The organism is Sphingomonas rustica (assembly GCF_039652585.1).
Lineage (GTDB): Bacteria > Pseudomonadota > Alphaproteobacteria > Sphingomonadales > Sphingomonadaceae > Sphingomonas > Sphingomonas rustica.
Genome location: NZ_JBDIZK010000002.1, coordinates 106,166 through 128,776 on the forward strand (window position 1 = coordinate 106,166; position 22,611 = coordinate 128,776).

Here is a 22,611-nt window from a genome sequence, read left to right on the forward strand (position 1 = left end):
GCTTGACCGGTCATCGCGGCTTGCCCACCCGGCGGTTCCACCCATCGAGTGGGGCTCGCGCCGGTGCGGGCCGCTGCCGATGGCAACAGATTGATGTCAATGCGGTTTCTGCGTAGCTTTTCCGGCGGGTCCCATGACCTTGCCATCGACCTCGGGACCGTGAACACGGTCGTCTATCTTCGCGGCAGCGGAATCGTCCTCAACGAGCCCTCGGTCGTGGCGATGGAGACCGTTGGCGGCATTCCCCGGGTCCGCGCGATCGGTGCCGAGGCCAAGCTGATGCTCGGCAAGACGCCCGGCAACGTCAAGACGATCCGACCGATGCGGGACGGCGTGATCGCCGATCTCGAAATGGCCGAGCAGATGCTCAAATATTTCATCGAGAAGGCGCGCGGGGGAAAGCGGCGGTTCGCTCGCGGTCCCGACATCGCGATCAGTATCCCCAGCAGCGCGACCCAGGTCGAGCGACGCGCGATCCAGAAGGCCGCGACCAATGCCGGCGCGCGCAACGTGAGCCTGATCGAGGAATCGATGGCCGCCGCGATCGGCGCGGGCCTGCCGGTAACCGAACCGCTGGGCGCGATGGTCGTCGATATCGGCGGCGGCACGACCGAGGTGGCGATCCTGTCGCTGCGCGGACTGACCTACAGCGCCTCGATCCGGGTCGGCGGGGACCGCATGGACGAAGCGATCGCATCGGGCATTCGCCGCCGTCACAATCTGATGGTCGGCGACGCGACGTCGGAACGCATCAAGGTCGAGATCGGAACCGCGCTCGCTCCGGCCGACGGGGTGGGGCAGGTGATCGGCGTGCGCGGCCGCGACCTGCTCAAGGGCATGCCTGCCGAGGTGGAGGTCAGCCAGGGCGAAATCGCCAATTTCCTGTCCGACCTGACGGCTCAGATCGTCGAGGCGGTGCTATCCGCCCTGGAAAAGGCCGAACCCGAACTTGCGGCCGATATCCACGACCAGGGGATCGTCATGACCGGCGGCGGCAGCCTCCTGTCACGCCTCGACGAGGTGCTGTCGAACGCGACCGGGTTGCCGGTCACCGTTGCCGACAACGCGCTGATGTGCGTCGCGACCGGTGCCGGGCTGGCGCTGGAAGATCCGAAATATCGCGGGGTCATGTACAGTTTTTGATCCGCCACGCCGTCGATACGGGGCGCATGGGCTCTGCCATCGGCGGGGCGTTGGACCGAGATTTCAGCGAAGCTCGGGCAGCGTATCGCCCGTCATGAAACTGGGCTTCGGCTGCTGGCCTGCCGCCTTCATCCGCGTCAGGTTGCCGATCTCGGTGTTGACCACGGCGATCCGGTCGCCGGGGCCGAGATGCGTCGGTGCGGCGATCTGGTTGAGCGGATGGGCCCCGCGATATCGGGTCCAGAATGTCACGATCGCTGCGGGCGGGTAGCCGGCGTTGGCCATCAGATACACGCTGAGCCGGTCCGCTTCCACTTCGGTTTGCCGGATCAGCCTCGCGCTGCGGCCCAATTGGCCGAATATGCCACGCCGGACACCGGCAGCTTCCAGCCGGATGCGATGGCGAAGAATGTTATGGGCGAATTCGTGCGCGAGCATTGCCGCGACCTGATCCTCGTCACCGGCAAAGCGGATCATGCCCGAATTGATCTGGGCATAGACGCCGTCTGCCTTGGACTGAAGTTCGTCATCAGGATTGACGAAGAATCGGGTGGGGCAGCCGGTTTCGAGCGCGACGTCGATCGTCATCGCGCGTTCCCCTCGTCGAATGTCGAGCGACAGATGGCCGTCGGCGGCCGCCCGTTCGAGCGTGTCGAGCACCTCCTTCGTTCTTGCATAGGATGCCGGCCCTCGCGGCGATGCCGCCGCCGACACCGTATGGCGATCGATCGCGTGCAGTTCGTCCCCCGCGCGCAGGCCGGCTGAAGCTGCAGGGCTTGATCCGGCGACCGCTAGGATGAGCGGCCGAGTGCCGAAGCCGAAAGTGGCTTGCGCATCCTTCCGCTCGGCCGACGGATATTGCGTCAGGTCGTGGACCGAAAAGCCAAGAAGAGGTTGATTTGACCGACAGAATTGGCCGTTCGCAACTGCAAGGCGATAACCCACGCCCGTAACCAACCTGTCCTGTTCGTGCAGCGTCCGAAGGTCCTGAATATCGGGCCAGGCCGGGCGCGAGAATATCAGCGACGCCAATATTGCGACCAGGGTGATGGCGATCCGACAGGGCATGATCTACCCTACATCCCGGCATCGTCTGCAAAAGGCAATTCTCCCGTTCGATGCCCACGCACCGAGTTCGGCAGGGCGGGGACAAATGCGCTTTTGCACAGCTTTCCTTGTTCGCAGGTGCGGCATTTTATGCTAACCGATTCTGCAGGTTTCGACGATTGCTTCCAAGACGGTGCTATTGAGGATCGGATAAGGCGGGCGTCCGGGAGCTTGTTGATGGTTCGTCGAGTACCGGCGAGCGGCAGTCGACAGAAGTGTTGAACCGGTTTCAGGCGTACGGAGAGGGCTTTGGTCAAGGCGGAGGCTCGTCTCTGATCGATCTAGGCTATGAGCGGTAATGGTGCAGCGGCTTGGCGGAGTTTGCGATGAAACCAATGATTTAAGCGCCGGTCTTCGTTGTGAAATTATTGAAATGTTATAGTCCGGACGCCGAACCGGCTAGAATTTCGAAGGGGCAGGCTTCGATGAATGTGGAAACAGGCGGTTTGCGGGCTTCTGCGTCCGATACGTCGGTGGAGGCCGCTCATGCGAGATGGCAGCCGTCTCGCGCTTCGTTGCGGTTCAGACTGCATCTCTCGCTCGTTCTGCTCGACATTTGCTGCATCTTCGCCGGCTTCTTTCTCGCTGAGCTGCTCTATCCCCATGCGTTCGCGGATCAGTGGCTCACGATCAGCCTCTCGGTGTCTCCGCTTTATCTCGCCATGGCGTTCGGTGCCCGGGCCTTCTCGACCGAAGTGATCGTCAATCCGGGCAAGGGCGTCGCACGCTCGATGCAGGCGTTCGTCGTCGCAGCCGCCGCAATGATCTTCCTGGCGTTCTCGATGAAGGCGTCGACGGATTTTTCGCGCGCCATATTCGTTCTGGGCGTCGGCATCAGCGCGCTGATCCTGTTCTTCGTGCGAGCGCTGTTCCTTCATCGTGCGCGTTCCATCCTCGGCGGCAATCCCTACAACATCATCCTGATCAGCGACCGGTTGGCGCCGCCGGGCGGCGACTATTCGGTCGTTCTGCCCGCATCGACCTTCGATCCTGGCGAGGATTGCCCAATAATGTATGATCGTCTGGCGACCGCGCTGAAGAGCGCCGATCGGGTCATCCTGGACTGCTCGCCGGCGCACCGGACCAACTGGATTCATGCCCTGCAGGGGGCGAACGTCCAGGCAGAGCTTCTCATGCCGGAGTTGAACAGCATCGGTCCGATCGCACTCGCCAGCTATGGCGGTAATGCGACCCTAGTCGTTGCGAAGGGGCCGCTGAATCTTCCGGACCGAATCCTCAAGCGCCTGTTCGACATCGCCGTTGCCGGCAGTGCGATCCTGCTGATTGCGCCCGTGTTGATCCTGACCGCCATTGCGGTGAAACTGGAGAGCAAGGGGCCGGTGCTGTTCGTTCAGACCCGGATCGGCCGCGGCAACAAGATGTTCCGGATGCTCAAATTCCGCAGCATGTACGCCGATCGCGGCGATGGCCATGGTACGTCTTCAACGGGCCGGAAGGACGACCGCATCACGCGTGTCGGCCGGGTGATCCGCAAGACCAGTATCGACGAGCTTCCCCAGCTCATCAACGTGCTGATCGGCAATATGAGCATCGTCGGGCCGCGTCCCCATGCGCTCGGTTCCAAGGCTGAGGACCAGCTGTTCTGGGAGATCGACGGTCGCTACTGGCATCGCCATGCGGCAAAGCCGGGATTGACGGGACTGGCGCAGGTGCGTGGCTTCCGGGGCGCGACCGACCGACGCGACGACCTGACCAACCGGTTGATGGCCGATCTGGAATATCTGCACGGCTGGTCGATCTGGCGCGACATCAAGATTATAGCGATGACCTTTGGCGTCGTGATGCATAAGAACGCGTTCTGACGGACCCGGACTCGGTTTCCTCGCGAACGGGGACTGGCGGGCGCAAGTTCGTCGGTAATTTGGGTCGCAGAGAGAAACACAGTTCGTATGAGTAAGTCGAAGGCGGGAAGGGCGGGCCGGCTCCCGGTGGTGCTGGCACTGATTCTCGTTGCTTGCATCGCGCTTTTCCTCGCCGTTGCCGCCTATCTCAAGCCGCCCTCTCGTTCGGGCGGTGAGGCATCTCCCGGCATCAAGCTGCTCGAGCCGCCCGCAGATGCTTCCCCCGCACGCGTCGATTATCGGCGGCTGGACGCGCGGATCACCGCACTCATGCAGGATCCCGACATGGTCGGGCTGGCGGTCGGCACGGTCGAGCGCGGGCGGGTCCGGTTCGTGAAGGGCTATGGCGAGACGGTGGCCGGGTCCGGCGTTCCGATCACGCCCGACACGGTGTTCCGCTGGGCCTCGCTGTCGAAAAGCGTGGCGGCGGCGCTGGTCGCGGGGCTGGCCGATGAGGGCAAGCTCTCGCTCGATGCTCCGGTGGCGTCGCTCCACACGACGCTCACGCTGCCGGGTGATACGCGTAACGTCACCGTCGCGGATGTGCTGTCGCATCGGCTCGGCCTCGTTCGAAATGCCTGGGACGATCGGCTCGAGGCCGGCGAAGACCCGAAGACGCTGCGGTCCGAACTCGGGACGCTGGCGCCCTTCTGTCCGCCGGCGACCTGCTACGCCTATCAGAATGTCGCGTTCGATACGGCGTCGGAGATCGTCGAAGGCGCGACGGCGCGTGACTATGCGAGCGTCGCGCGCGCACGGCTGTTCGGTCCGCTCGGCATGACGAATGCCAGCATCGGCCGGGCAGGGCTGCAGGGTGCCGGACGCTGGGCACAGCCGCACCATCGCGGCCGCGTGCCTGCCCGGGTCGACGACAATTACTATCACGTCCCCGCGGCAGGCGGCGTCAATTCGTCGATCAACGACCTTTTGCGCTGGATGCGTGCGCAGATGGGCGATGCTCCGGCGGTGCTGTCACCCAAGCTGCTCGACATCATGCATCGTCCGCGGGTGTCGACGCCGCCCCACGGACGCCGCGGGCCGATGGACCGCGCGCTGACCAACGCCGCTTATGGTCTTGGCTGGCGCAGCTACACCTATGCCGGCCATAGCCTGGTCGGGCATCGCGGATCGGTCGATGGCTATGGCTCGCTCATCCTGTTCGACCCGGCCGAGCGCAGTGGCATCGTGATGTTGTGGAACAGCAACCAGTTCAAGGCTGCCCGACTGCAACTGGAATTCTTCGACCTGCTTTACGGGCTCCCGCAGACCGACTGGCTGGAGCTTCAGAAGCCGGAAGAGGTCGCACACCCAAGTCAGCCGGTGCCCGGCACCGACTGACTTCTGGGCGGGCGTACCTGCCCTTGTCCGCTGCACCGTCCATCCCGCCCTCGGGACCAACTGTTGCGCGGTTGCAACCGTAGCCCAGATCCGGTTGCCCAACGGCATCAGGTTGCTTGACAACGTTGGACAGGGAGAAGAAGGGAACGTTCTCATTTGTGAACGTTCTCATTCTAAAGAGCGCCCCCAGGGCGCCTATGTCTCCACGGGGAGGATCTATGAAAAGCTTCAAGGCTCGCTCGCTATTTCGTCTGGTTGTCGGAGCGTCGGTTCTGGCGATTGCCGCACCTGGCGTCGCGCTCGCTCAGGATGAGGCCGCCGCGCCGGCGCCTCAGGATGGGCCCGTCACGCAGGATGACACCGGCGAAGAAATCGTCGTTACCGGCATCCGCGCCAGCCTTCGCGCATCGGCCGATATCAAGCGCGACGCATATGGCGTCGTAGATGCGATCTCCGCCGAGGATATCGGCAAGTTCCCCGACACCAACCTGGCCGAGTCGCTTCAGCGCATCACCGGCGTGTCGATCGACCGCTCGAACGGTGAGGGCCAGTTCGTTACCGTCCGCGGCTTCGGTCCGGAATTCAACCTGGTGACCCTTAACGGCCGTCAGATGCCGACCTCGTCGCTGGGTGACGGCGCCAGCGCGCCGGCCTCGCGCTCGTTCGACTTCGCCAATCTCGCCTCCGAAGGCATTGCCGGGGTCGAGGTCTACAAGACCGGCCGTGCGAGCATTCCGTCGGGCGGCATCGGCTCGTCGATCAACATCCGCACCCCGCGCCCGTTCGATCGTCCCGGTCTGCGCGGCAGCGTGTCGGCCAAGGCTGTGTACGATACCTCGTACAACCAGGGTACCGAGATCACGCCCGAATTTTCTGGCCTGGTCAGCAACACGTTCGCCGACGACCGGATCGGTGTGCTGCTGGTCGGTTCGTACCAGCGCCGCAAGGCCAGCACGAACACGGCGAATGTCGGCTGGCGCGACGGTTATCTGGGTTCGGATGTAGATGTCTGGGGTCAGTTACCCACAAACGGCAATGCCATTAATCGCCCCGGTCCGAACGACGTCTATCAGGTGGCCCAGAACGCGTCCTATGATCTCAATGACATCGATCGCGAGCGGATCAATGGACAGGCAGTACTCCAGTTCCGGCCGATCGACTCGCTGACAGCGACTGTCGATTACACCTATTCACGCAACACCGTCGAAGTTCGCAACAGCAATGTTGGCATCTGGTTCAACCATGGCGACACGTCGAGCGAATGGACGGACGGTCCTGTTGCCGGCCCCATCTTCTACAGCGAGCGTTTCGGTGCGGCGGAGCGCAAGGACCTGTCGTACAGCGGTTCACTTGTCGCGAACCGCAGCGAGAACAAATCGCTGGGCGCAAACCTGCGCTGGGATGCCCCGGGCAACATGACGATGGAACTCGACTTCCATTCGTCGAGCGCGGAATCCAAGCCGACCAACAAATATGGTAGCAGCGTTTCCGTCGGCAACGCCGTATTCGGCGTCGCGAGCCAGACGATCAATTTCGACAACGACCTGCCGGTTATCTCCTATGTGATGCAGCCGGGAGTCGATGCGCTGGATCGCTCGCTGATCACGCCGACCGGCAATTCATTCCGCAATGCCTATTTCCGCAACGATATCGACCAGATCCAGCTGCGCGGCCGCTATGATCATGACGGCGGTTTCCTGGACAGCATCGACTTCGGCGTGTCCTACACCGAGAACAAGGTCCGCTCGGCCTACGGCTTCGTCCAGAATGAATCCTGGAGCGGTGCAGGTCCTGCATCGGATATACCGGATGACATCTTCAGCCTCGTGAGCCTGCCCGACAAGTTCAAGGGCGTATCGGGAGCGGGCGCGGGGATGATCCCGAGCTTCTATACGTTTGATTTCGAGCGGATGGTCGATCTGATCGAGAACAAGTATCAGGTGTGTAGCGACCCGCAGACGGGCAAGGCCGCGCCGGGCACCTGTCTGGCCGACTACACCGTCGATCGCCGGACCAGCGAAAAGATGCTCTCGCCCTATCTTCAGGTCGCGAACAAGTTCGACCTGTTCGGCAACCCCGCACATCTCGTCGCTGGCGTCCGCTACGAACACACGGTCATCGACTCCCAGGCGCTGGTACCTGTACCGGTCGGCACCTCGTGGAATGCTGCTAACGAGTTCTACGTGATCCTGTCGGACGAGTCGCAATTCACTGGCTTCAAGGGCAACTATCAAAACTGGCTGCCGTCGATCGATTTCGACGTTTCGCCATTCCAGAACGTCAAGCTGCGCGCGTCGTATAGCCATACGATCACGCGTGCCGACTATGGCAGCCTGCAGGGCGGCCTGACGCTGGACTCGCAGTTCCGCATTGCCAACGGCACCGGAAGCCGCGGCAATCCCGGCCTGATGCCGTTCAAGTCGAAGAATATCGACCTGTCGGCCGAGTGGTACTACGCGCCGACCAGCTATGTGTCGGTCGGCTATTTCCGCAAGAACGTGTCGAACTTCATTTCGCAGGAACGGGTTACGCAGGAAGCATTCGGCCTGCGCACCGTTGCCGGTGGTCCGCGCTATCTGGCCGCAGTCGCTGCACTGGGCCCGAACGCCGGAGCGGATGCAATTCGTAGTTATATCTTCAACAACTTCCCGGAATCGACTGAGTTCGAAGGTCTGGACCCTGCGGGTAACCCGAAGGGTCGAATCTTCGCGCTGCCGGAAGATCCGCTGCTCGAATTCCAGATCCAGACGCCGGTCAACAGCAGCCAGACCGCCGTGCTTCAGGGCTGGGAGTTCGCATTGCAGCACAGCTTCTGGGATACCGGCTTCGGCGTCATCCTGAACTACACCAAGGTCGATGGCGACGCGGTGTACGACAACACCAAGCCGTCAAGCGTGACCCAGTTCGCGCTGACCGGTCTCAGCGACAGCGCCAACGCGGTCGCCTTCTACGACAAGAACGGGCTCCAGGCGCGCGTCGCCTGGAACTGGCGCGACAAGTTCCTCACCCAGTCGGGACCGAATCCCTTCTATATCGAGGAATATTGGCAGATCGATGCGAGCGCGAGCTATGAGGTCATCAAGGGGCTGACTGCGTTCGTCGAAGGCATCAACCTGACCAATGAAGGGCGTCGCGGTCACCTTCGCTCTGAGCGCAACGTGAACTTCGCGTCTCCTGGTTATGCTCGCTACTCCGCGGGCGTTCGCTTCAACTTCTGATCCGGGTCAGCCCCCTGTCCGGATCGGGCCACGGGAAAGCCATCCTCTTGCGAGGGTGGCTTTTTCCACGCCCGGGGGGCAGGGTTCGGCTCCCAGGAGAGAACGGAACCACCGCGTGACCCGGCCTGTCAGCAATATCGTCATCGTCGGCGGCGGCACCGCCGGCTGGTTGGCGGCGTGCCTGATCGCCGCCCGCGCCGCGGCCGGGGATACCCCGCCGCTGCGCGTCACCCTGATCGAATCCCCCGACATCCCGACGATCGGCGTGGGAGAGGGCACCTGGCCGACGATGCGCGCCACGCTCGATCGGATCGGGATTGCGGAGAGCGATTTTCTCCTCGCCTGCGACGCCTCGTTCAAACAGGGCTCGCGCTTCGACGGCTGGCTGACCGGCGCGCCGGGCGAGCATTATTACCACCCGTTCGTCGCCCCGATCGATGGCGACCCGCGTGACGTGGTCGCGGCCTGGCAAGCCTCGCAACCCGATCGCCCCTTCGCCGAAGCCGTCTCTGCCCAGCCGCTCGCCTGCGCACGCAATCTCGCACCGCGCCAGCGCGCGATGCCCGATTACGCCGGCGCGCTGAACTATGCCTATCATCTCGATGCGGGAAAGCTGGCGACCCTGCTGATGCGTCACGCCACCGGGAGACTGGGCGTGCGGCACCTGCGCGATCATGTCACCGGCGTCGACCGGGCGGAGGACGGCGATATCGCGGTGGTGCGAACGCGGTCCTCCGGGCCGGTCACCGGCGATCTGTTCGTCGATTGCTCCGGCCATGCCGCGCTGCTGATCGGGAGCGAATATGGCGTCGGCTTCGTCGATCGCAGCGGCGACTTGTTCAACGACCGAGCCCTTGCGCTGCAACTGGCGGTGCCGCCGGACAGTGCGATCGCGTCGCAGACCAGTGCGACGGCGCACGCGGCCGGCTGGATCTGGGACATCGGCCTGCCGACACGCCGCGGCATCGGCTGTGTCTATGCATCGGACTTCCTGAGCGACGACGAGGCGCTTGATATCCTGCGGGACTATGTCGCCCGCACCGCGCCCTGGGCGGCGGCCGGCACGTTGGAGCCGCGCCGCCTGACCTTCCGCTCCGGCCATCGCGAGCGGTTCTGGGAGCGCAACTGCATCGCCATCGGCCTGTCGGCCGGGTTCCTCGAACCGCTCGAGGCCTCGGCGATCGTCCTGATCGAGTTGTCGCTGGGCGCGCTGATCGACAATTTCCCGGTGACGCGCGACGTGATGGACATCCACGCCGGGCGGTTCAACACGCTGTTCCGCTATCGCTGGGATCGCATCGTCGAGTTTCTCAAGCTCCATTATGTCCTGAGCCAGCGCGAGGAGCCCTATTGGCGGGCGCATCGCGATCATGCATCGATCCCCGAAAGGCTGACCGATCTGCTGCACATCTGGCGGCATCAGCCGCCCTCGCATCACGATCTGGGCATGATCGACGAGATCTTTCCGGCGGCAAGCTATCAATATGTGCTCTACGGCATGGGCTTCCCCCCGCCGGCGACAAGGACGATGCGGGCCGCCCGATCCGGCGATGCCGCAGCGGCGCTGCGCCAGGTCGATCACCGTGCTCGCACGCTAACGTCCAGCCTGCCGGGCAATCGCGCCTATCTTTCCGCCCTACGCGCCGCCGCGCATCAGGAGACGATCTGAATGTCCGGACACCAACTGCTCACGGTCGAGGACCATCGCGACCTGCGCATCCGCACCGACCGCGCCGTCGAACTCGGCGACGGGGTGATGAGCTGCGTCACCATGCCCTATGAGTTTCGCCAGGTGCAGGACGAATATCCGATCCTGTTCCGCCTCAACCAGGAACGCGACAGCTTCACCGCGCTTGCCCTGTTCGGGTTCCAGAATGGCGAGAACCTTTTCCTGCGCGACGGGCGATGGGATGCCCGCTACGTGCCGCTGGCGCAGGATATCCAGCCATTCCTGATCGGCGGATCGGCCGGGGACACCGCGACGAAGCAGGTCCATGTCGACATGGACAGCCCGCGCATCGGCGGCGAGGAAGGCGTTCGCGCGTTCGATCCCGACGGTCGGCCAACTCCCTTTCTCGATGCGGTCGCCGAAAAGCTCGGGGCGCTGGACGAAGGCTATCGCGCTTCGGCCGGGTTCTTCGACGCGCTGCGCCGCCATGACCTGCTCGAGCCGCTGACGCTGGAGATCACGCTTGCCGATCACTCGACCAACCGGCTGGTCGGGTTCCATGTGATCGACGAGGATCGGCTGCGCAGCCTCGATGGCGGGGCAGTCGCCGAACTCCATGCCGACGGCCATCTGATGCCGATCTTCATGGCGCTTGCATCGCTGTCGAACATCGGCGCGCTGGTCGCCCGCAAGAATCGCGACAGCGGCCATGGCTGAGGCCGATGCCGGCATCTTCGCGCAGCTTGCGTCGGTGCCGGAGGTCATCGTCGCCGACGCGGCGCAGCTCGACGCCCAGCTGCGCGCGGCGACCGCGCCGTTCGTCGTGCGCGGGCTGGTGAAGGACTGGCCGCTGGTCCAGGCCGGGCTGCGCTCCGGTCGGGATGCTCGCGACTATCTTCTGCGTCATCGGCGGGACCGGCCGTTCACTGTGTCGGTGGGCGCGCCCGGCGGCGACGGCCGGCTGTTCTACGATGCCGCGATGGCCATGAATTTCGTGACGGTTCAGGGCAAGCTGCCCGAGGTGCTTGCCGATATCGACAAGCTCGAGGCAAAGGGCGATCCGCGCGCCGTCTATCTCGGTTCGGTCGACGTCCATGACTATTTCGACGGCCTGCACCAGGCCAATCACGTCGATCTGGGCGAGCGCAAGCCGATGGCGAGCATCTGGATCGGTACCGCGACGCGCATCGCCGCGCACAACGACTTTCCCGACAATCTCGCCTGCGTCGCCGCGGGCAGGCGGCGGTTTACCGTCTTTCCTCCCGACCAGCTCCGCAATCTCTATCTCGGGCCGATCGACAATACTCCGGCGGGCCGCGCGATCAGCATGGTCGATTTCCGCGCCCCCGATTTCGACGCCCATCCACGATTCCGCGAGGCGATGCGCCATGGCCAGACCGTCGAGCTGGAACCGGGCGATGCGATCCATATCCCCAGCATATGGTGGCACCATGTCGAGGGGCTCGCGCCGTTCAACATCCTCGTCAATTACTGGTGGCGCGATACCCCGCGCTGGATGGGCCTGCCGCAGGATGCATTGACCTTCGCGATGCTCGCCATCCGCGACCTGCCGGAGGACGAGAAGCGGCACTGGCGCGACATGTTCGACTATTATGTGTTCGAGAACGGCGACGAGGTCGTGTCGCACATCCCGCCCGAGGCGCGCAGCGTCCTGGCGCAGCTGACCCCCGAAAGCGCGGGCCGGATCCGCGCCTATCTGCTGAGGACGTTGAGCCGATGACGAACCCCGATCAGCGCCTGCGCCGCGTCGTGATCGCCGGCGGGGGCACCGCCGGCTGGATGGCAGCGGCGGCGATCGCCCGCACCCTGGGCCGAACCGTCGACCTGACCCTGATCGAATCCGAGGCGATCGGCACGATCGGCGTCGGGGAATCGACGATCCCGCCGCTGGTCAATTACAACCGACTGCTCGGCATCAACGAAGCCGAGTTCATGCGCGCCACCCAGGCGACGTTCAAGCTGGGCATCCTGTTCGATGACTGGAAGGAACCGGGCAGCCGCTATTTCCATTCCTTCGGCCTGACCGGCAAGGATCACTGGTCGGCCGGCTTCCAGCATTTCTGGCTCTATGGCCGCAGCAAGGGCCATGACCCGTCCTATGACGAGTACTGCCTCGAACTGATCGCCGCGTTGAAGGGCCGTTTCGCGCACCTGCCCGAAGACCGGATGAACTATGCCTATCAGCTCGATTCCGGGCTGTATGCGAAGTTCCTGCGCAAGATGGCGGAGGGGGATGGCGCCGCCCGTATCGAAGGGCGGATCGCTCGCGTCGAACTGGACGGGGAAAGCGGCGACATCGCCGCGCTGCACCTGGACTCGGGACAGCGCGTCGAGGGCGACCTGTTCATCGACTGTACCGGCTTCCGGGCGCTGCTGATCGGCGATGCATTGCATGTCGGCCATGACGACTGGACGCACTGGCTGCCGTGCGATTCCGCCATCGCGCTGCAGACCGAGAGCGTGGGTCCGGCCGTCCCCTATACCCGCGCAATGGCGCATGACGCGGGCTGGCAGTGGCGCATTCCGCTGCAGCACCGGGTCGGCAACGGCATCGTCTATTGCAGCCGCTATCTCGATCGCGACGCGGCGCTCGATCGCCTGGTCGGCAATGTCGAGGGAGAGATACTGACCGAGCCCAATTTCCTGAGGTTCGGTGCGGGCGCGCGCCGCAAGCAATGGCATCGCAACTGCGTCGCTATCGGCTTGTCGGGCGGGTTCATGGAGCCGCTGGAATCGACCAGCATCCACCTGATCCAGCGCGCGGTGCTGCGCCTGATCCGGATGATGCCGCTGACCGGGATCAGCGAGCACGACATCGCCGAGTTCAACGACCAGCAGCATAACGACATGCTGCAGATCCGCGATTTCCTGGTGCTCCATTACAAGGCGACCGACCGCCGCGACAGCGCCTTCTGGCGGCAATGCGCCTCGATGGAGATCCCCGACTCGCTCGCGCACAAGATCGAGCTGTTCCGCGAGACCGGACGGGTCTTCCGCCGCAACGACGAATTGTTCGCCGAGAACAGCTGGGTCCAGGTGATGATGGGGCAGGGGATCATGCCGCGGTCCTGGCATCCGATCGCCGAGAAATTGCGCGATGACGAACTGGCGCGCCTGTTGACCATGCTGCGCGACGAGGTGACCCGGACCGTGTCGACCCTGCCGGAGCACGCCGCCTATGTCGCCCGCTATTGCGGTGCTGCCCGCCCTGCTTCAGGTTAAGTTCGGGGCCGGGGGGACCAGATGATCAGGCGCAAGCGTTCCGTTACCATTAAGCATGTCGCGGCAGATGCCGGCGTGTCGTTCCAGACCGTCAGCCGCGTCATCAACAACGAATCCGGGGTGCGTCCCGAGATGAAGCAGCGCGTCCAGGCGTCGATCGACAAGCTGGGCTATGTCCCCTCGATCGCGGCGCAGCGCATGGGCGGGTCGCGCTCCTATCTGATCATCGCGCTCAACGACCGCGAGCGCACCATCGCCGACTGGCGTGCGCGTCAGGGCGCCGACTGGGTCGACCAGATGCTGCTGGGCGGCATGCTGAAATGCCATGAATATGGCTATCGCATGATCATCGAGCTGGTCGATACGCACAGCGACCATATCGAGCGCGAGCTTGCCGCCGCGATCGCCTCGCTCCAGCCGGACGGGGTGATCCTGACTCCGCCGCATTCCAGCAACCCGCTGATCACCGGATTGCTGGCCGAACACCATATCAGCTTCGCCCGGATCGGATCGCTCGATCCGGGGCCGGGCTTCGCGCTCACCATGGACGACGAACGGGCGGCGCGACTGGCGACCGACCACCTCGTCGAACTGGGCCATCGGCGGATCGGCTTCATCGCCGGCCCCGAGGAATATGAGCTCAGCATGTGGCGCGTCGATGGCTGGAAGGCGGCGATGGCCCGGGCTGGCCTCGCGATCGACGGCCTGCTCGGCGGCGGCGACTTCAGCCTGGCATCCGGAGCGGTCGCGGCGACCGCGCTGCTGTCCGGCACCGACCCGGTGACCGCGATCATCGCCAGCAATGATCAGATGGCGCTCGGCACGCTGGAGGCTGCCCGGGCGCTGGGGATCGCCATTCCGCATGACCTTTCCCTGATCAGCTTCGACGACACGCCGATCGTGCGGGTCACGCATCCGCCGCTCGCCGCCATCGTCCAGCCCATCGCCGAGGTCGCTGCGCGGTCGGTGGAACTGATCATCGCCGAGCGGGCCGGCAAGGCCGCGCCGGGCGAGCCTATCGTGGTCCCGGCCAGTCTGGTGCTTCGAAACTCGACCGCGCCCGCACCCGCCAGGGACTGACCCAGGCGCAAGCGCGCCAGCTTACTGCGCTCATCCGCCGAACCGAACGCCTCGGCGCGTCATCGCGATTGTTGCAGGACCGCAACATCGTCACGAACCTGTCATCAAACCGTCTTCCGCATGTCTTCGATCTCGCACCGGCGCGTCATGCTGGCCCCCTAGCGGGAGCCCTGCGGCCGGCAGGGGGCATACCGAGTCGCATCACCCATGCAGACCCCGCCCAAACTGCCGGCAATCCACCCGGAACGGAGATTTTATGGCCAGCTTCAAGCGTCTCAGCCTCATTCTTATGACCAGCTGCGCCGGCGGCGCGATGCTGTCGGCTTGCGACGGCGCGACCAGCGTCGCTTCCCCCGGCGAGGGTGTGATCGTCGTTCCGGCGCCGACCCCGGCCGCCCCGACCCCGACGCCGACCCCGACGCCGACCCCGGGTACGCCCGCTGCTTCGTGCCCGTCGGGCACCATCGATCGTGGCGTTATCGGCTCGTTCCGCGGGTGCCGGATTCCGTCGCTTATCACGGGCACCACCACGCTCGCAAAGCTGCCGGGCGTCGCCTACGAGATCAACGGCCGCGTCAATGTCGGTATCGACCTCGGTGGTTCGGGCTCCGCTCCGGGCGGCCAGTCGGCCATCCTCACCGTCCAGCCGGGCGTGATCTTCTATGCCAACGAACTCGACGCCGATAACGACTATCTGCTCGTCAACCGCGGCTCGCGCATCCTGGCGGAAGGCGCCGAGAGCGCACCGATCATCTTCACCTCGGGCCAGAACCTGCGCGGCACTGCGACCGACGAGTCCCAGGGCCAGTGGGGCGGCGTCATCCTCGCCGGCCGCGCGCCGATCTCCAACTGCAACACCGGCGGCGTCGTCGGCGGCGATGCAGCCTGCGAGAACGTCGTCGAAGGCACCGGCACCGCACTGTACGGCGGCAACGCACCCGCCGATGACAGCGGCGTGATGCGCTATGTCCAGATCCGCTATTCGGGCACGATCCTGGCCGAGGGCGTCGAGCTTCAGGGCCTGACCCTGGGCGGCACCGGCTACGGTACCCAGCTCGATCACATCCAGATCCACAACAGCTCGGATGACGGCATCGAGATCTTCGGCGGTCGCACCAACCTGAAGTATCTGGCGATCACCGGCGCGGACGACGATTCGCTGGATTACGATGTGGGCTGGCGCGGCATGGTCCAGTTCATGATCGCCATCCAGAAGCCGACCAACACCCAGAGCGACAACTATCTGCTCGAGATCGACTCGAACGGTGCTGAAGACGCACTGCCGCGCACCTGGGGCCAGATCGCCAACTTCACGATGGTCCAGACCACGACGGGCACCAACGCCGCAATCCGCATCCGCGGCGGCGCTGACGGCCGCTTCATCAACGGCATCGTCACCACCCCGCAGGCGTGCCTGAACATCGTTGCCGGCGCCGACGCCGGCGGCAAGACCACGATCCGCGCCGGGGACTCCACCCCCTCGACCACCAGCCCGCTGGTGACCGGTTCGCTCGGGCCGCTGCAGGATTACGGCGCACCGCTGTTCCACTCGCTCTACTTTGCCTGCGGCGCGACCAAGTTCGCCGCCAGCACGGTCAGCGGCGTGACGGTCAGTGCCGACGAGCAGCGCGCGGTTGTCGAGAATGCTCGCAACAGCAACGTCAACATCAACGGCATCATCGGCGATGCGCTGACCGCCCAGTACAAGATCGGTACCGGCCCTGCCGGTGTCACCGCGGCGAATGCGGCGAACTACAATCCGGCTCCGGCGACCGGACTGGCCGCGTTCTTCGTCAACGCGCCGTATCTCGGTGCGGTGTCGCCGACTGCGGGCGATCCGAACGCGACCTGGTTCGAGCGTTGGACCTGCAACTCGAACCGCGCCAACTTCGGCACGGCGAGCGGCAACTGCACCGCGCTGCCGGTCAACTAAGACCCACAGCGATCGTGCGGGGCGGCGGCATCGATCCGCCGCCCCGCATGCCATCTTCTCTCCGCCCTCCGACCGACCGGATACGCACATGAAAAAGCAGCTCGCTTTCGGCACGCTCCTTCTAGCCACCACGACCCTCGTCGCACCCGGCGCACTTGCGCAGGACACCAGCGTCGTGACGCCGACGACCCAGCAGGAGCAGGCCGAGCCGACCCGGGACGCGGGGCAGGACCCCGGTCAGGATACGGCTGTCGAGATTTCTGCGCCTGGCGCCGATGCCGAGGTCAGCGAGATCGTGGTCGAGGGACGCAATATCCCCAATGTCATCCGTGCGACGCCGCAGGTCGTGTCGGTCCTGTCGTCGGAAGACATTTCGCGGACCGGCGAGGGCGATATCGCCGGCGCGCTCGAGCGCGTGACCGGCCTGTCGGTCGTCGGCGACGGCTTCGTCTATGTCCGCGGCCTTGGCGACCGCTATTCCTCTTCGCTGCTGAACGGGTCGCCGCTGCCGAGCCCCGAGCCGCTGCGCCGCGTCGTTCCGCTCGACATCTTCCCGACCAACATCATCGCCTCGGCGCTGGTGCAGAAGAGCTACTCGGCCAATTATCCCGCCGAATTCGGCGGCGGTGTGATCAACCTGACCACGCGTGCGGTGCCGAAGGACAGCTTCCTCCAGGTCGGCGCATCGATCGGGGCCGATACCTTCACCACCAGCAATCTGGGCTACGTCTATGACGGCGGTCGCGCCGACTTCTTCGGCTACGACACCGGCGAGCGCGACGTGCCGCAGTTCATCAAGGACGCCGGCCGCAACCGCACCGCGATCCTGCCGTCCAGCGCGATCACCGGGCTGACCAATGCCGAAACGACGCTGGCCCAGACGAACTATCACATTCCGCCCAATCTCAGCTGGGAAGCGAGCATGGGCGGTTCGGTCGATATCGGCGGCGCGCGCGTCGGCCTGATCGCGGCGGGCGGGTTCAGCAATTCGTGGCGCACCCGCGACGCGATCCAGCAATTCTCGATCGACGATGTCGGCGGTTTTGCGAAGGACTTCCGCACCGTCACCACCGACAACCGCATCCTGGTCAACGGCATGATCGGCCTGGGCGCCGAATTCGGCGAGCACAAGGTTCGCTGGACCAATCTCTACATCCACGACACGCTGAAGCAGACCGCGCTCGGCACCGGCGGACAGGGCAATAATTTCGATGTCATCGACGGCAACCAGGCGTTTCTGGATCAGAACACCAGCTGGTTCGAGCGCCAGCTGATCAACTCGCAGCTGGCCGGCGAATTCAAGTTCGGCGATCTCAGCCTCGATCTGCGCGGCAGCTATGCCAACACCAAGCGCAAGTCGCCCTATGAGCGCTATTTTCGCTATACCTATGTCGGCGCGCGCGGGAACACGCCGATCAACGACTATATCAACAATCTCGGCACGCTGACCCCGGCGACCATCGCCTTCAGCGACCTGAACGAGGATCTCTGGGCGGGGCAGGCCGATGTCGCCTATCGCTTCAACCTGGCCTTCCCGCTGACCGTGTCCGCAGGGTATAATTACAGCGACGCCGATCGCACCTCGAGCCGTTATTCCTTCCAGTATTTCGGCCCCGACGGCGTGTCGCTGCCCGACGTGCTGGCTCAGCTTCGCCCCGACTACCTCCTGTCGGACGACACGATCCTCAACGGCTGCCGCCGCTGGATCCCGGGTTTCCCGCAGAACAGCACCTCGTGCATCGAGCTGCGCAACACGTCGGCGAATTCGGGCGCGGCCGAATATACCGCCGGGCTCAAGACCCATGCGGGCTATCTCCAGGCCGATCTCGAGCCGGTCGAGAATATCCGCGTGAACCTGGGCGTGCGCTACGAGAAGGCGGACGAGGTCGTGAACACCGGCGGCGCGGTGAACACCAATCTCAGCAACAGCTACTGGCTGCCTGCCGCGACCGTGACGTGGAATTTCCAGCAGAACATGCAGCTGCGCTTCCACGCATCGAAGACGATCGCGCGCCCGCAGTTCCGCGAGCTCGCGCCGCAGCTCTATCAGGATTTCGAGACCAACCGCCAGTTCCTGGGCAATCCGCTGCTCAACGACTCGCAGCTGTGGAACGGCGAGATCCGCTATGAGTGGTTCTTCGCGCGCGATCAGCGCATCACGCTCGCCGGCTTCTTCAAGAAGATCGACCGGCCGATCGAGACGGTCGCCTTCTTCCCGGGCGGCTCGACGACGCCGCAGGTCGGTTTCTCCTACGCCCCCAGCGCGAAGCTGTACGGAGCGGAGATCGAAGCGGTGAAATATGTGCCGCTCGAATTCATCTCGCCCGCACACCGGCTGCTGCTGATCGCCAACTACACTTACACCAAGTCCGAACTGGACGTGGACGACAGCTTGGTGCCGAGCCCGCTGCAGGGTGACGTTGCCAGCTATGTCCGTGCCAATCAGCTGTTCGTCGATGGCGACCCGCTGGTCGGTCAGTCGGACCATCTGGTGAATTTCCAGGTCGGCCTGGAAAATCGCGAGCGCCTGTCGCAGCTCACCTTCCTGGTCAACTATGCCAGCGAGCGTGTGACCAATCGCGGACCGGTTCCCCCCACGGGCACCGGCATCCCGCAGCCGAACATCGTCGAGCGTCCGGGTTGGCGCTTCGACCTCGTCGCCCGCCAGGGCGTCGAGCTGGGCGGCGTCGATTTCGAGCTGAAGTTCGAGGCGCGCAACCTGACCGCGCGCCGCTACGAGGAATTCCAGATCTTCTCGAACGGGGTTCGCCGCGATGTGAACACCTATGACCTGGGCCGTTCCTTCACGATCGGTCTCGGCATCACCTTCTGATCCCGGGCCTGCCGAACGAAAAGACCCCGGTGCGACGCGCACCGGGGTCTTTTTTCTGTCCGTCGATCGCGCGTCCGATCAGCCCCAGGGCCGCTCGCGATACCATTTGGTGATGACGTATTTCAGTCCGGCGCGCACCTTCATCGCATGGTGCAGCGTCGACGGGTTCGGACGCCCGTCGGGACGCAGGTTGTTCCATGCCAGCACCTTGCCGGCCTCGGGCTGGATGATCTTGTCGATCGCCTTGAACCGGGTCGCGCCGCCGGCCTCGACATCGTTCAGATAGATCATCACCGTCCAGGTCCGCTGGCCGGCAACGGTGCAATATTGGGCGAAATCCTTGCCGGTCGGCTCGAAATAGTCGGTATGCGCCTTGAACTCCTGCCCGATCTCATAGCGCTGGCCCTGCATCGGCTCGCCATGTCGCGGGTCCAGCCCGACCATCTCGGTGATGCGGCGCTCCACCTCCATCACCACCGCGTCGCTGTTCGGCAGGTCGCACGTCTCGCTGGTGCGAAAGGCATAGTCACCGTTGCCGTCCGCCAAGGTGGAGGGACGTCGGTCCGCATCGATCTTGTACATCAGCAGCTGGCACAGCTCGGGCTCCAGAAAGCCCTTCTTGATGAACATCGCCACTTTCGGGCTCGGTACCCGCTGTACGCCTGGCCGGGCGACCAGATGGTTCATCACGGGTTCCGAAGGGTGGCCGCAGCCGAAATTGGGACTGGAATCAGCGCTCATGCGCGCCTTCTGCCAAAAGGGCAGGGCGGTTTCCACCCTGCTGGCGCGTTGCAACGGGACCGTCACAAAAGCGCAAAGCCCCTGTCACGCTAGGTGCATAATCGCTGCGGTCATGACCGCAGCCGCCCCGACGATTCCGACTCCGGCCGACCTTCCGGCCCCGTCCGCGTCGCCGGGCCATGCCGATCCTGCTGCCACGATCCTGAACGAGGCGCACCGGCGCGATGCCAGCCATGTTCATGTCGAGCAGAGCGAGGGCGGGCTTCGCGTGCGGATGCGATTGGGCGGTCGGTTGCGCGACGTGCTGCGTCTCGACAATCCGACGCTTCCCGACTTTGCGGACCACGGCGTCGACGTCGCCCGCATGGCCACCCCGTTCGGAGAGCGGCTCGTCCTGCATCTGCCCGAGCGCGAGGCCCGGTTCGCTGCGATCGAGGCGCTCGGCATGCCGCCCCGGCTGGCCCAGGCGGTCGGCGGCGCGCTGGCCGGGACCGGCCTGATCCTGATCTCCGGACCCGCCGGCGCGGGCAAGCGACGGACGCTGAAGGCGCTGGTCGATCAGGCCGATGACGGCACCCGCAACATCCTGTCGGCCGGCTCGCTCGACGAATTGCGAGGCGTGCTGCGCCAGGATCCCGATGTGATCGCGATCGATTCGGTCGCCGATCGCGATCTCGCCCGGCTGATGGTCCTCGCCGCCGACGCTCATCTCGTCATCGCCACGATCGAGGCGCGCGACGCGGTCAGCGGGCTGCAGCGCCTCCGCGATTTCCGCGTCGAGCCGTTCCAGCTTGCCTCGACGCTGCACGGCGTCATCGCCCAGCGGCTGGTCCGCCGCCTGTGCCAGTCCTGCCGCGAACCGGTTCAGGCGCGCGGATCGGTGTCGTCGCTGCTCGGCTTCGATGCCGGCGCGGTCGTCTATGCGCCCGTCGGCTGCGACGCCTGCGATCAGGGATTTTCGGGCGAGACGGGCGTGTTCGAGGCGATCCTGGCCGATCCTGCGCTGCGCCGCCTGATCAACGATGGCGGCGACGGCGCGATCATCGCGCGCCACGCCTTCCTGAACGCGCCGAACCTCGGCTCGGCCGCCCGCGCGCTGGTGCGCGAGGGGCGGATCACCGCCCACGAGGCGGTGCGGCTGTCGCGCAGCTAGGGCGCAAACCGGAATCGGCACGATGCGCGCGACATTATCTTGCGCTCCGAAAAAGCTGACGCTAAGCGCACCTTCATCGCGGCGACCGTAGTTCAATTGGTTAGAGCGTCGGCTTGTGATGCCGGAAGTTGCGGGTTCAAGTCCCGTCGGTCGCCCCATTCTTTTCCCTGACCGCCCGCGCCCGCAGACGGGCGGCCGCCGTGCAGGATTTCATATGATCACCGATTGGGGCTACCCCGACTTCGACGACCATGAGGGCGTCCACCTGTTCTCCGATCGCGAATCGGGGTTGAGCGCGATCATCGCCGTTCACTCCTCGAAGCTTGGGCCCGCGGCCGGCGGCGTCCGCTTCTGGCACTATGCCGACAGCGACGCGGCGATCACCGATGCGCTGCGCCTGTCGCGCGGCATGAGCTACAAGAACGCCATGGCGGGCCTGCCGCTGGGCGGCGGCAAGGGCGTGGTCCTGGCGCCGCATGCCGGTGCCGAGATCACCGACGCCCAGCTCGAGGCCTTCGGCCGCGCGGTCGAGTCGCTGAACGGCCGCTACGTGACCGCCGAGGATGTCGGCATGTCGGAAGCGCGAATGAAGCAGGTCGCGACCCAGACGCGCCACGTCTCCGGCCTGCCGGTCGCGGCCGGCGGCGCGGGCGGCGATCCCGGCCCCGTCACCGCGATGGGCGTCTATCTGGGCGTCAAGGCGGCGGCGAAGCGCGGCCTGGGTGCCGATGACATGAAGGGCGTGCACGTCGCGATCCAGGGCGTCGGCAGCGTCGGCGGCGGGCTTGCCCGGCTGCTGGCCAGGGACGGCGCGCGCCTGACCCTGGCGGACGTCAATACCGATCGCGCCCGCGCGCTGGCCGAGGAACTGGGCGGCGAGACCGTCTCGACCGATGCGATCCTCTCGCTCGACGCCGATATCGTCAGCCCCAATGCGCTGGGCGCCATCCTGACCGAGGCGTCGATCGCTGCCTTGCGGACGACCGTGATCGCCGGCGGTGCGAACAACCAGCTTGCGACTCGCGCCGACGGTACGCGGCTGCAGGACCGCGGCATCCTCTATGCGCCCGATTATGTCATCAATGCCGGCGGCATCATCAATGTCGGCCTGGAATATCTCGGCCTGGGCGACCGCGCCGAGGTCGAGGCGCGGGTGCAGAAGATCCCCGATCGCCTGGTCGAGGTGTGGGACGAGAGCGCGCGTACCGGCGATCCGGCCAGCGAGGTCGCCGATCGCATCGCCCAGCGCCTGATCGGCCGCTGACGATCGGGAGGCAGTCGCCGGGCGCAA

General features: G+C 65.1%; 15 protein-coding genes and 1 tRNA gene. 14 read left to right on the forward strand and 2 right to left on the reverse strand.

Translation table 11 applies throughout. From position 1 onward, the window contains the following. Window positions 1-99 precede the first annotated feature (99 nt). On the forward strand, window positions 100-1,143 hold the full coding sequence (locus TPR58_RS03475) for a rod shape-determining protein (protein ID WP_346245225.1): 1,044 nt from the start codon (window positions 100-102) through the stop codon (window positions 1,141-1,143). A gap of 63 nt (window positions 1,144-1,206) precedes the next feature. Here TPR58_RS03475 and TPR58_RS03480 read toward each other — a convergent pair whose 3' ends face one another. After that, window positions 1,207-2,211, reverse strand: coding sequence for a M48 family metalloprotease (locus TPR58_RS03480; protein ID WP_346245226.1), 1,005 nt, complete (start codon window positions 2,209-2,211; stop codon window positions 1,207-1,209). A 554-nt stretch (window positions 2,212-2,765) separates the two neighbouring features. Here TPR58_RS03480 and TPR58_RS03485 point away from each other — a divergent pair. From TPR58_RS03485 to TPR58_RS03530, 10 genes are all read left to right on the forward strand, one after another. Next, a complete protein-coding gene (locus tag TPR58_RS03485; RefSeq protein ID WP_346245227.1) occupies window positions 2,766-4,073 on the forward strand; it encodes a sugar transferase in 1,308 nt (435 codons plus the stop codon). Window positions 4,074-4,160: 87 nt separating this feature from the next. Then, entirely contained in the window at window positions 4,161-5,450 is a 1,290-nt protein-coding gene (locus tag TPR58_RS03490) for a serine hydrolase domain-containing protein (RefSeq protein WP_346245228.1), read from the forward strand. Between the two features lie 218 nt (window positions 5,451-5,668). Further along, window positions 5,669-8,668 carry a TonB-dependent receptor gene (locus TPR58_RS03495; RefSeq protein ID WP_346245633.1) on the forward strand — a complete coding sequence of 1,000 codons (3,000 nt, stop codon included), beginning with the start codon at window positions 5,669-5,671 and terminating at the stop codon, window positions 8,666-8,668. Window positions 8,669-8,783: 115 nt separating this feature from the next. Further along, window positions 8,784-10,337 carry a tryptophan halogenase family protein gene (locus TPR58_RS03500; RefSeq protein WP_346245229.1) on the forward strand — a complete coding sequence of 518 codons (1,554 nt, stop codon included), beginning with the start codon at window positions 8,784-8,786 and terminating at the stop codon, window positions 10,335-10,337. Continuing rightward, window positions 10,338-11,054, forward strand: coding sequence for a SapC family protein (locus TPR58_RS03505; protein ID WP_346245230.1), 717 nt, complete (start codon window positions 10,338-10,340; stop codon window positions 11,052-11,054). It abuts the gene before it with no gap. Further along, entirely contained in the window at window positions 11,047-12,078 is a 1,032-nt protein-coding gene (locus tag TPR58_RS03510) for a cupin-like domain-containing protein (protein WP_346245231.1), read from the forward strand. Before TPR58_RS03505 ends, TPR58_RS03510 begins: the two co-directional genes overlap by 8 nt. Continuing rightward, the gene (locus TPR58_RS03515; protein ID WP_346245232.1) at window positions 12,075-13,580 is read left to right on the forward strand and encodes a tryptophan halogenase family protein; all 1,506 of its coding nucleotides are present in this window, start codon (window positions 12,075-12,077) and stop codon (window positions 13,578-13,580) included. Before TPR58_RS03510 ends, TPR58_RS03515 begins: the two co-directional genes overlap by 4 nt. Window positions 13,581-13,601: 21 nt before the next feature. Then, window positions 13,602-14,660, forward strand: a complete 1,059-nt coding sequence (locus TPR58_RS03520) for a LacI family DNA-binding transcriptional regulator (RefSeq protein ID WP_346245233.1) — start codon at window positions 13,602-13,604, stop codon at window positions 14,658-14,660. A gap of 256 nt (window positions 14,661-14,916) precedes the next feature. Further along, window positions 14,917-16,593: a hypothetical protein gene (locus TPR58_RS03525; protein WP_346245234.1), complete on the forward strand. Its 1,677-nt coding sequence runs from the start codon at window positions 14,917-14,919 to the stop codon at window positions 16,591-16,593. An 88-nt stretch (window positions 16,594-16,681) separates the two neighbouring features. Then, window positions 16,682-19,426, forward strand: a complete 2,745-nt coding sequence (locus tag TPR58_RS03530; RefSeq protein ID WP_346245235.1) for a TonB-dependent receptor domain-containing protein — start codon at window positions 16,682-16,684, stop codon at window positions 19,424-19,426. 78 nt (window positions 19,427-19,504) lie between these two features. Here TPR58_RS03530 and TPR58_RS03535 read toward each other — a convergent pair whose 3' ends face one another. Further along, window positions 19,505-20,167 carry a prolyl hydroxylase family protein gene (locus TPR58_RS03535; protein WP_346245236.1) on the reverse strand — a complete coding sequence of 221 codons (663 nt, stop codon included), beginning with the start codon at window positions 20,165-20,167 and terminating at the stop codon, window positions 19,505-19,507. 112 nt (window positions 20,168-20,279) lie between these two features. On the opposite strand from TPR58_RS03535, the gene TPR58_RS03540 reads away from it, so the two are divergent. The 3 genes from TPR58_RS03540 (at window position 20,280) to TPR58_RS03550 (ending at window position 22,584) form a co-directional block, all read left to right on the forward strand. After that, on the forward strand, window positions 20,280-21,320 hold the full coding sequence (locus TPR58_RS03540) for a GspE/PulE family protein (RefSeq protein WP_346245237.1): 1,041 nt from the start codon (window positions 20,280-20,282) through the stop codon (window positions 21,318-21,320). Window positions 21,321-21,401: 81 nt separating this feature from the next. Further along, window positions 21,402-21,478: transfer RNA gene (locus TPR58_RS03545), tRNA-His, on the forward strand. 56 nt (window positions 21,479-21,534) lie between these two features. Further along, window positions 21,535-22,584: a Leu/Phe/Val dehydrogenase gene (locus tag TPR58_RS03550; RefSeq protein ID WP_346245238.1), complete on the forward strand. Its 1,050-nt coding sequence runs from the start codon at window positions 21,535-21,537 to the stop codon at window positions 22,582-22,584. The last annotated feature ends 27 nt before the right edge of the window (window positions 22,585-22,611 follow it).

Bases quoted from the DNA above. Each gene is read 5' to 3' on its own strand.
- TPR58_RS03530 (WP_346245235.1), top strand. From the start codon at position 16,682: ATGAAAAAGCAGCTCGCTTTCGGCACGCTCCTTCTAGCCACCACGACC.
- TPR58_RS03540 (WP_346245237.1), top strand. From the start codon at position 20,280: ATGACCGCAGCCGCCCCGACGATTCCGACTCCGGCCGACCTTCCGGCC.
- TPR58_RS03475 (WP_346245225.1), top strand. From the start codon at position 100: ATGCGGTTTCTGCGTAGCTTTTCCGGCGGGTCCCATGACCTTGCCATC.
- TPR58_RS03505 (WP_346245230.1), top strand. From the start codon at position 10,338: ATGTCCGGACACCAACTGCTCACGGTCGAGGACCATCGCGACCTGCGC.
- TPR58_RS03525 (WP_346245234.1), top strand. From the start codon at position 14,917: ATGGCCAGCTTCAAGCGTCTCAGCCTCATTCTTATGACCAGCTGCGCC.
- TPR58_RS03490 (WP_346245228.1), top strand. From the start codon at position 4,161: ATGAGTAAGTCGAAGGCGGGAAGGGCGGGCCGGCTCCCGGTGGTGCTG.
- TPR58_RS03515 (WP_346245232.1), top strand. From the start codon at position 12,075: ATGACGAACCCCGATCAGCGCCTGCGCCGCGTCGTGATCGCCGGCGGG.
- TPR58_RS03550 (WP_346245238.1), top strand. From the start codon at position 21,535: ATGATCACCGATTGGGGCTACCCCGACTTCGACGACCATGAGGGCGTC.
- TPR58_RS03495 (WP_346245633.1), top strand. From the start codon at position 5,669: ATGAAAAGCTTCAAGGCTCGCTCGCTATTTCGTCTGGTTGTCGGAGCG.
- TPR58_RS03535 (WP_346245236.1), bottom strand. From the start codon at position 20,167: ATGAGCGCTGATTCCAGTCCCAATTTCGGCTGCGGCCACCCTTCGGAA.
- TPR58_RS03480 (WP_346245226.1), bottom strand. From the start codon at position 2,211: ATGCCCTGTCGGATCGCCATCACCCTGGTCGCAATATTGGCGTCGCTG.
- TPR58_RS03510 (WP_346245231.1), top strand. From the start codon at position 11,047: ATGGCTGAGGCCGATGCCGGCATCTTCGCGCAGCTTGCGTCGGTGCCG.
- TPR58_RS03520 (WP_346245233.1), top strand. From the start codon at position 13,602: ATGATCAGGCGCAAGCGTTCCGTTACCATTAAGCATGTCGCGGCAGAT.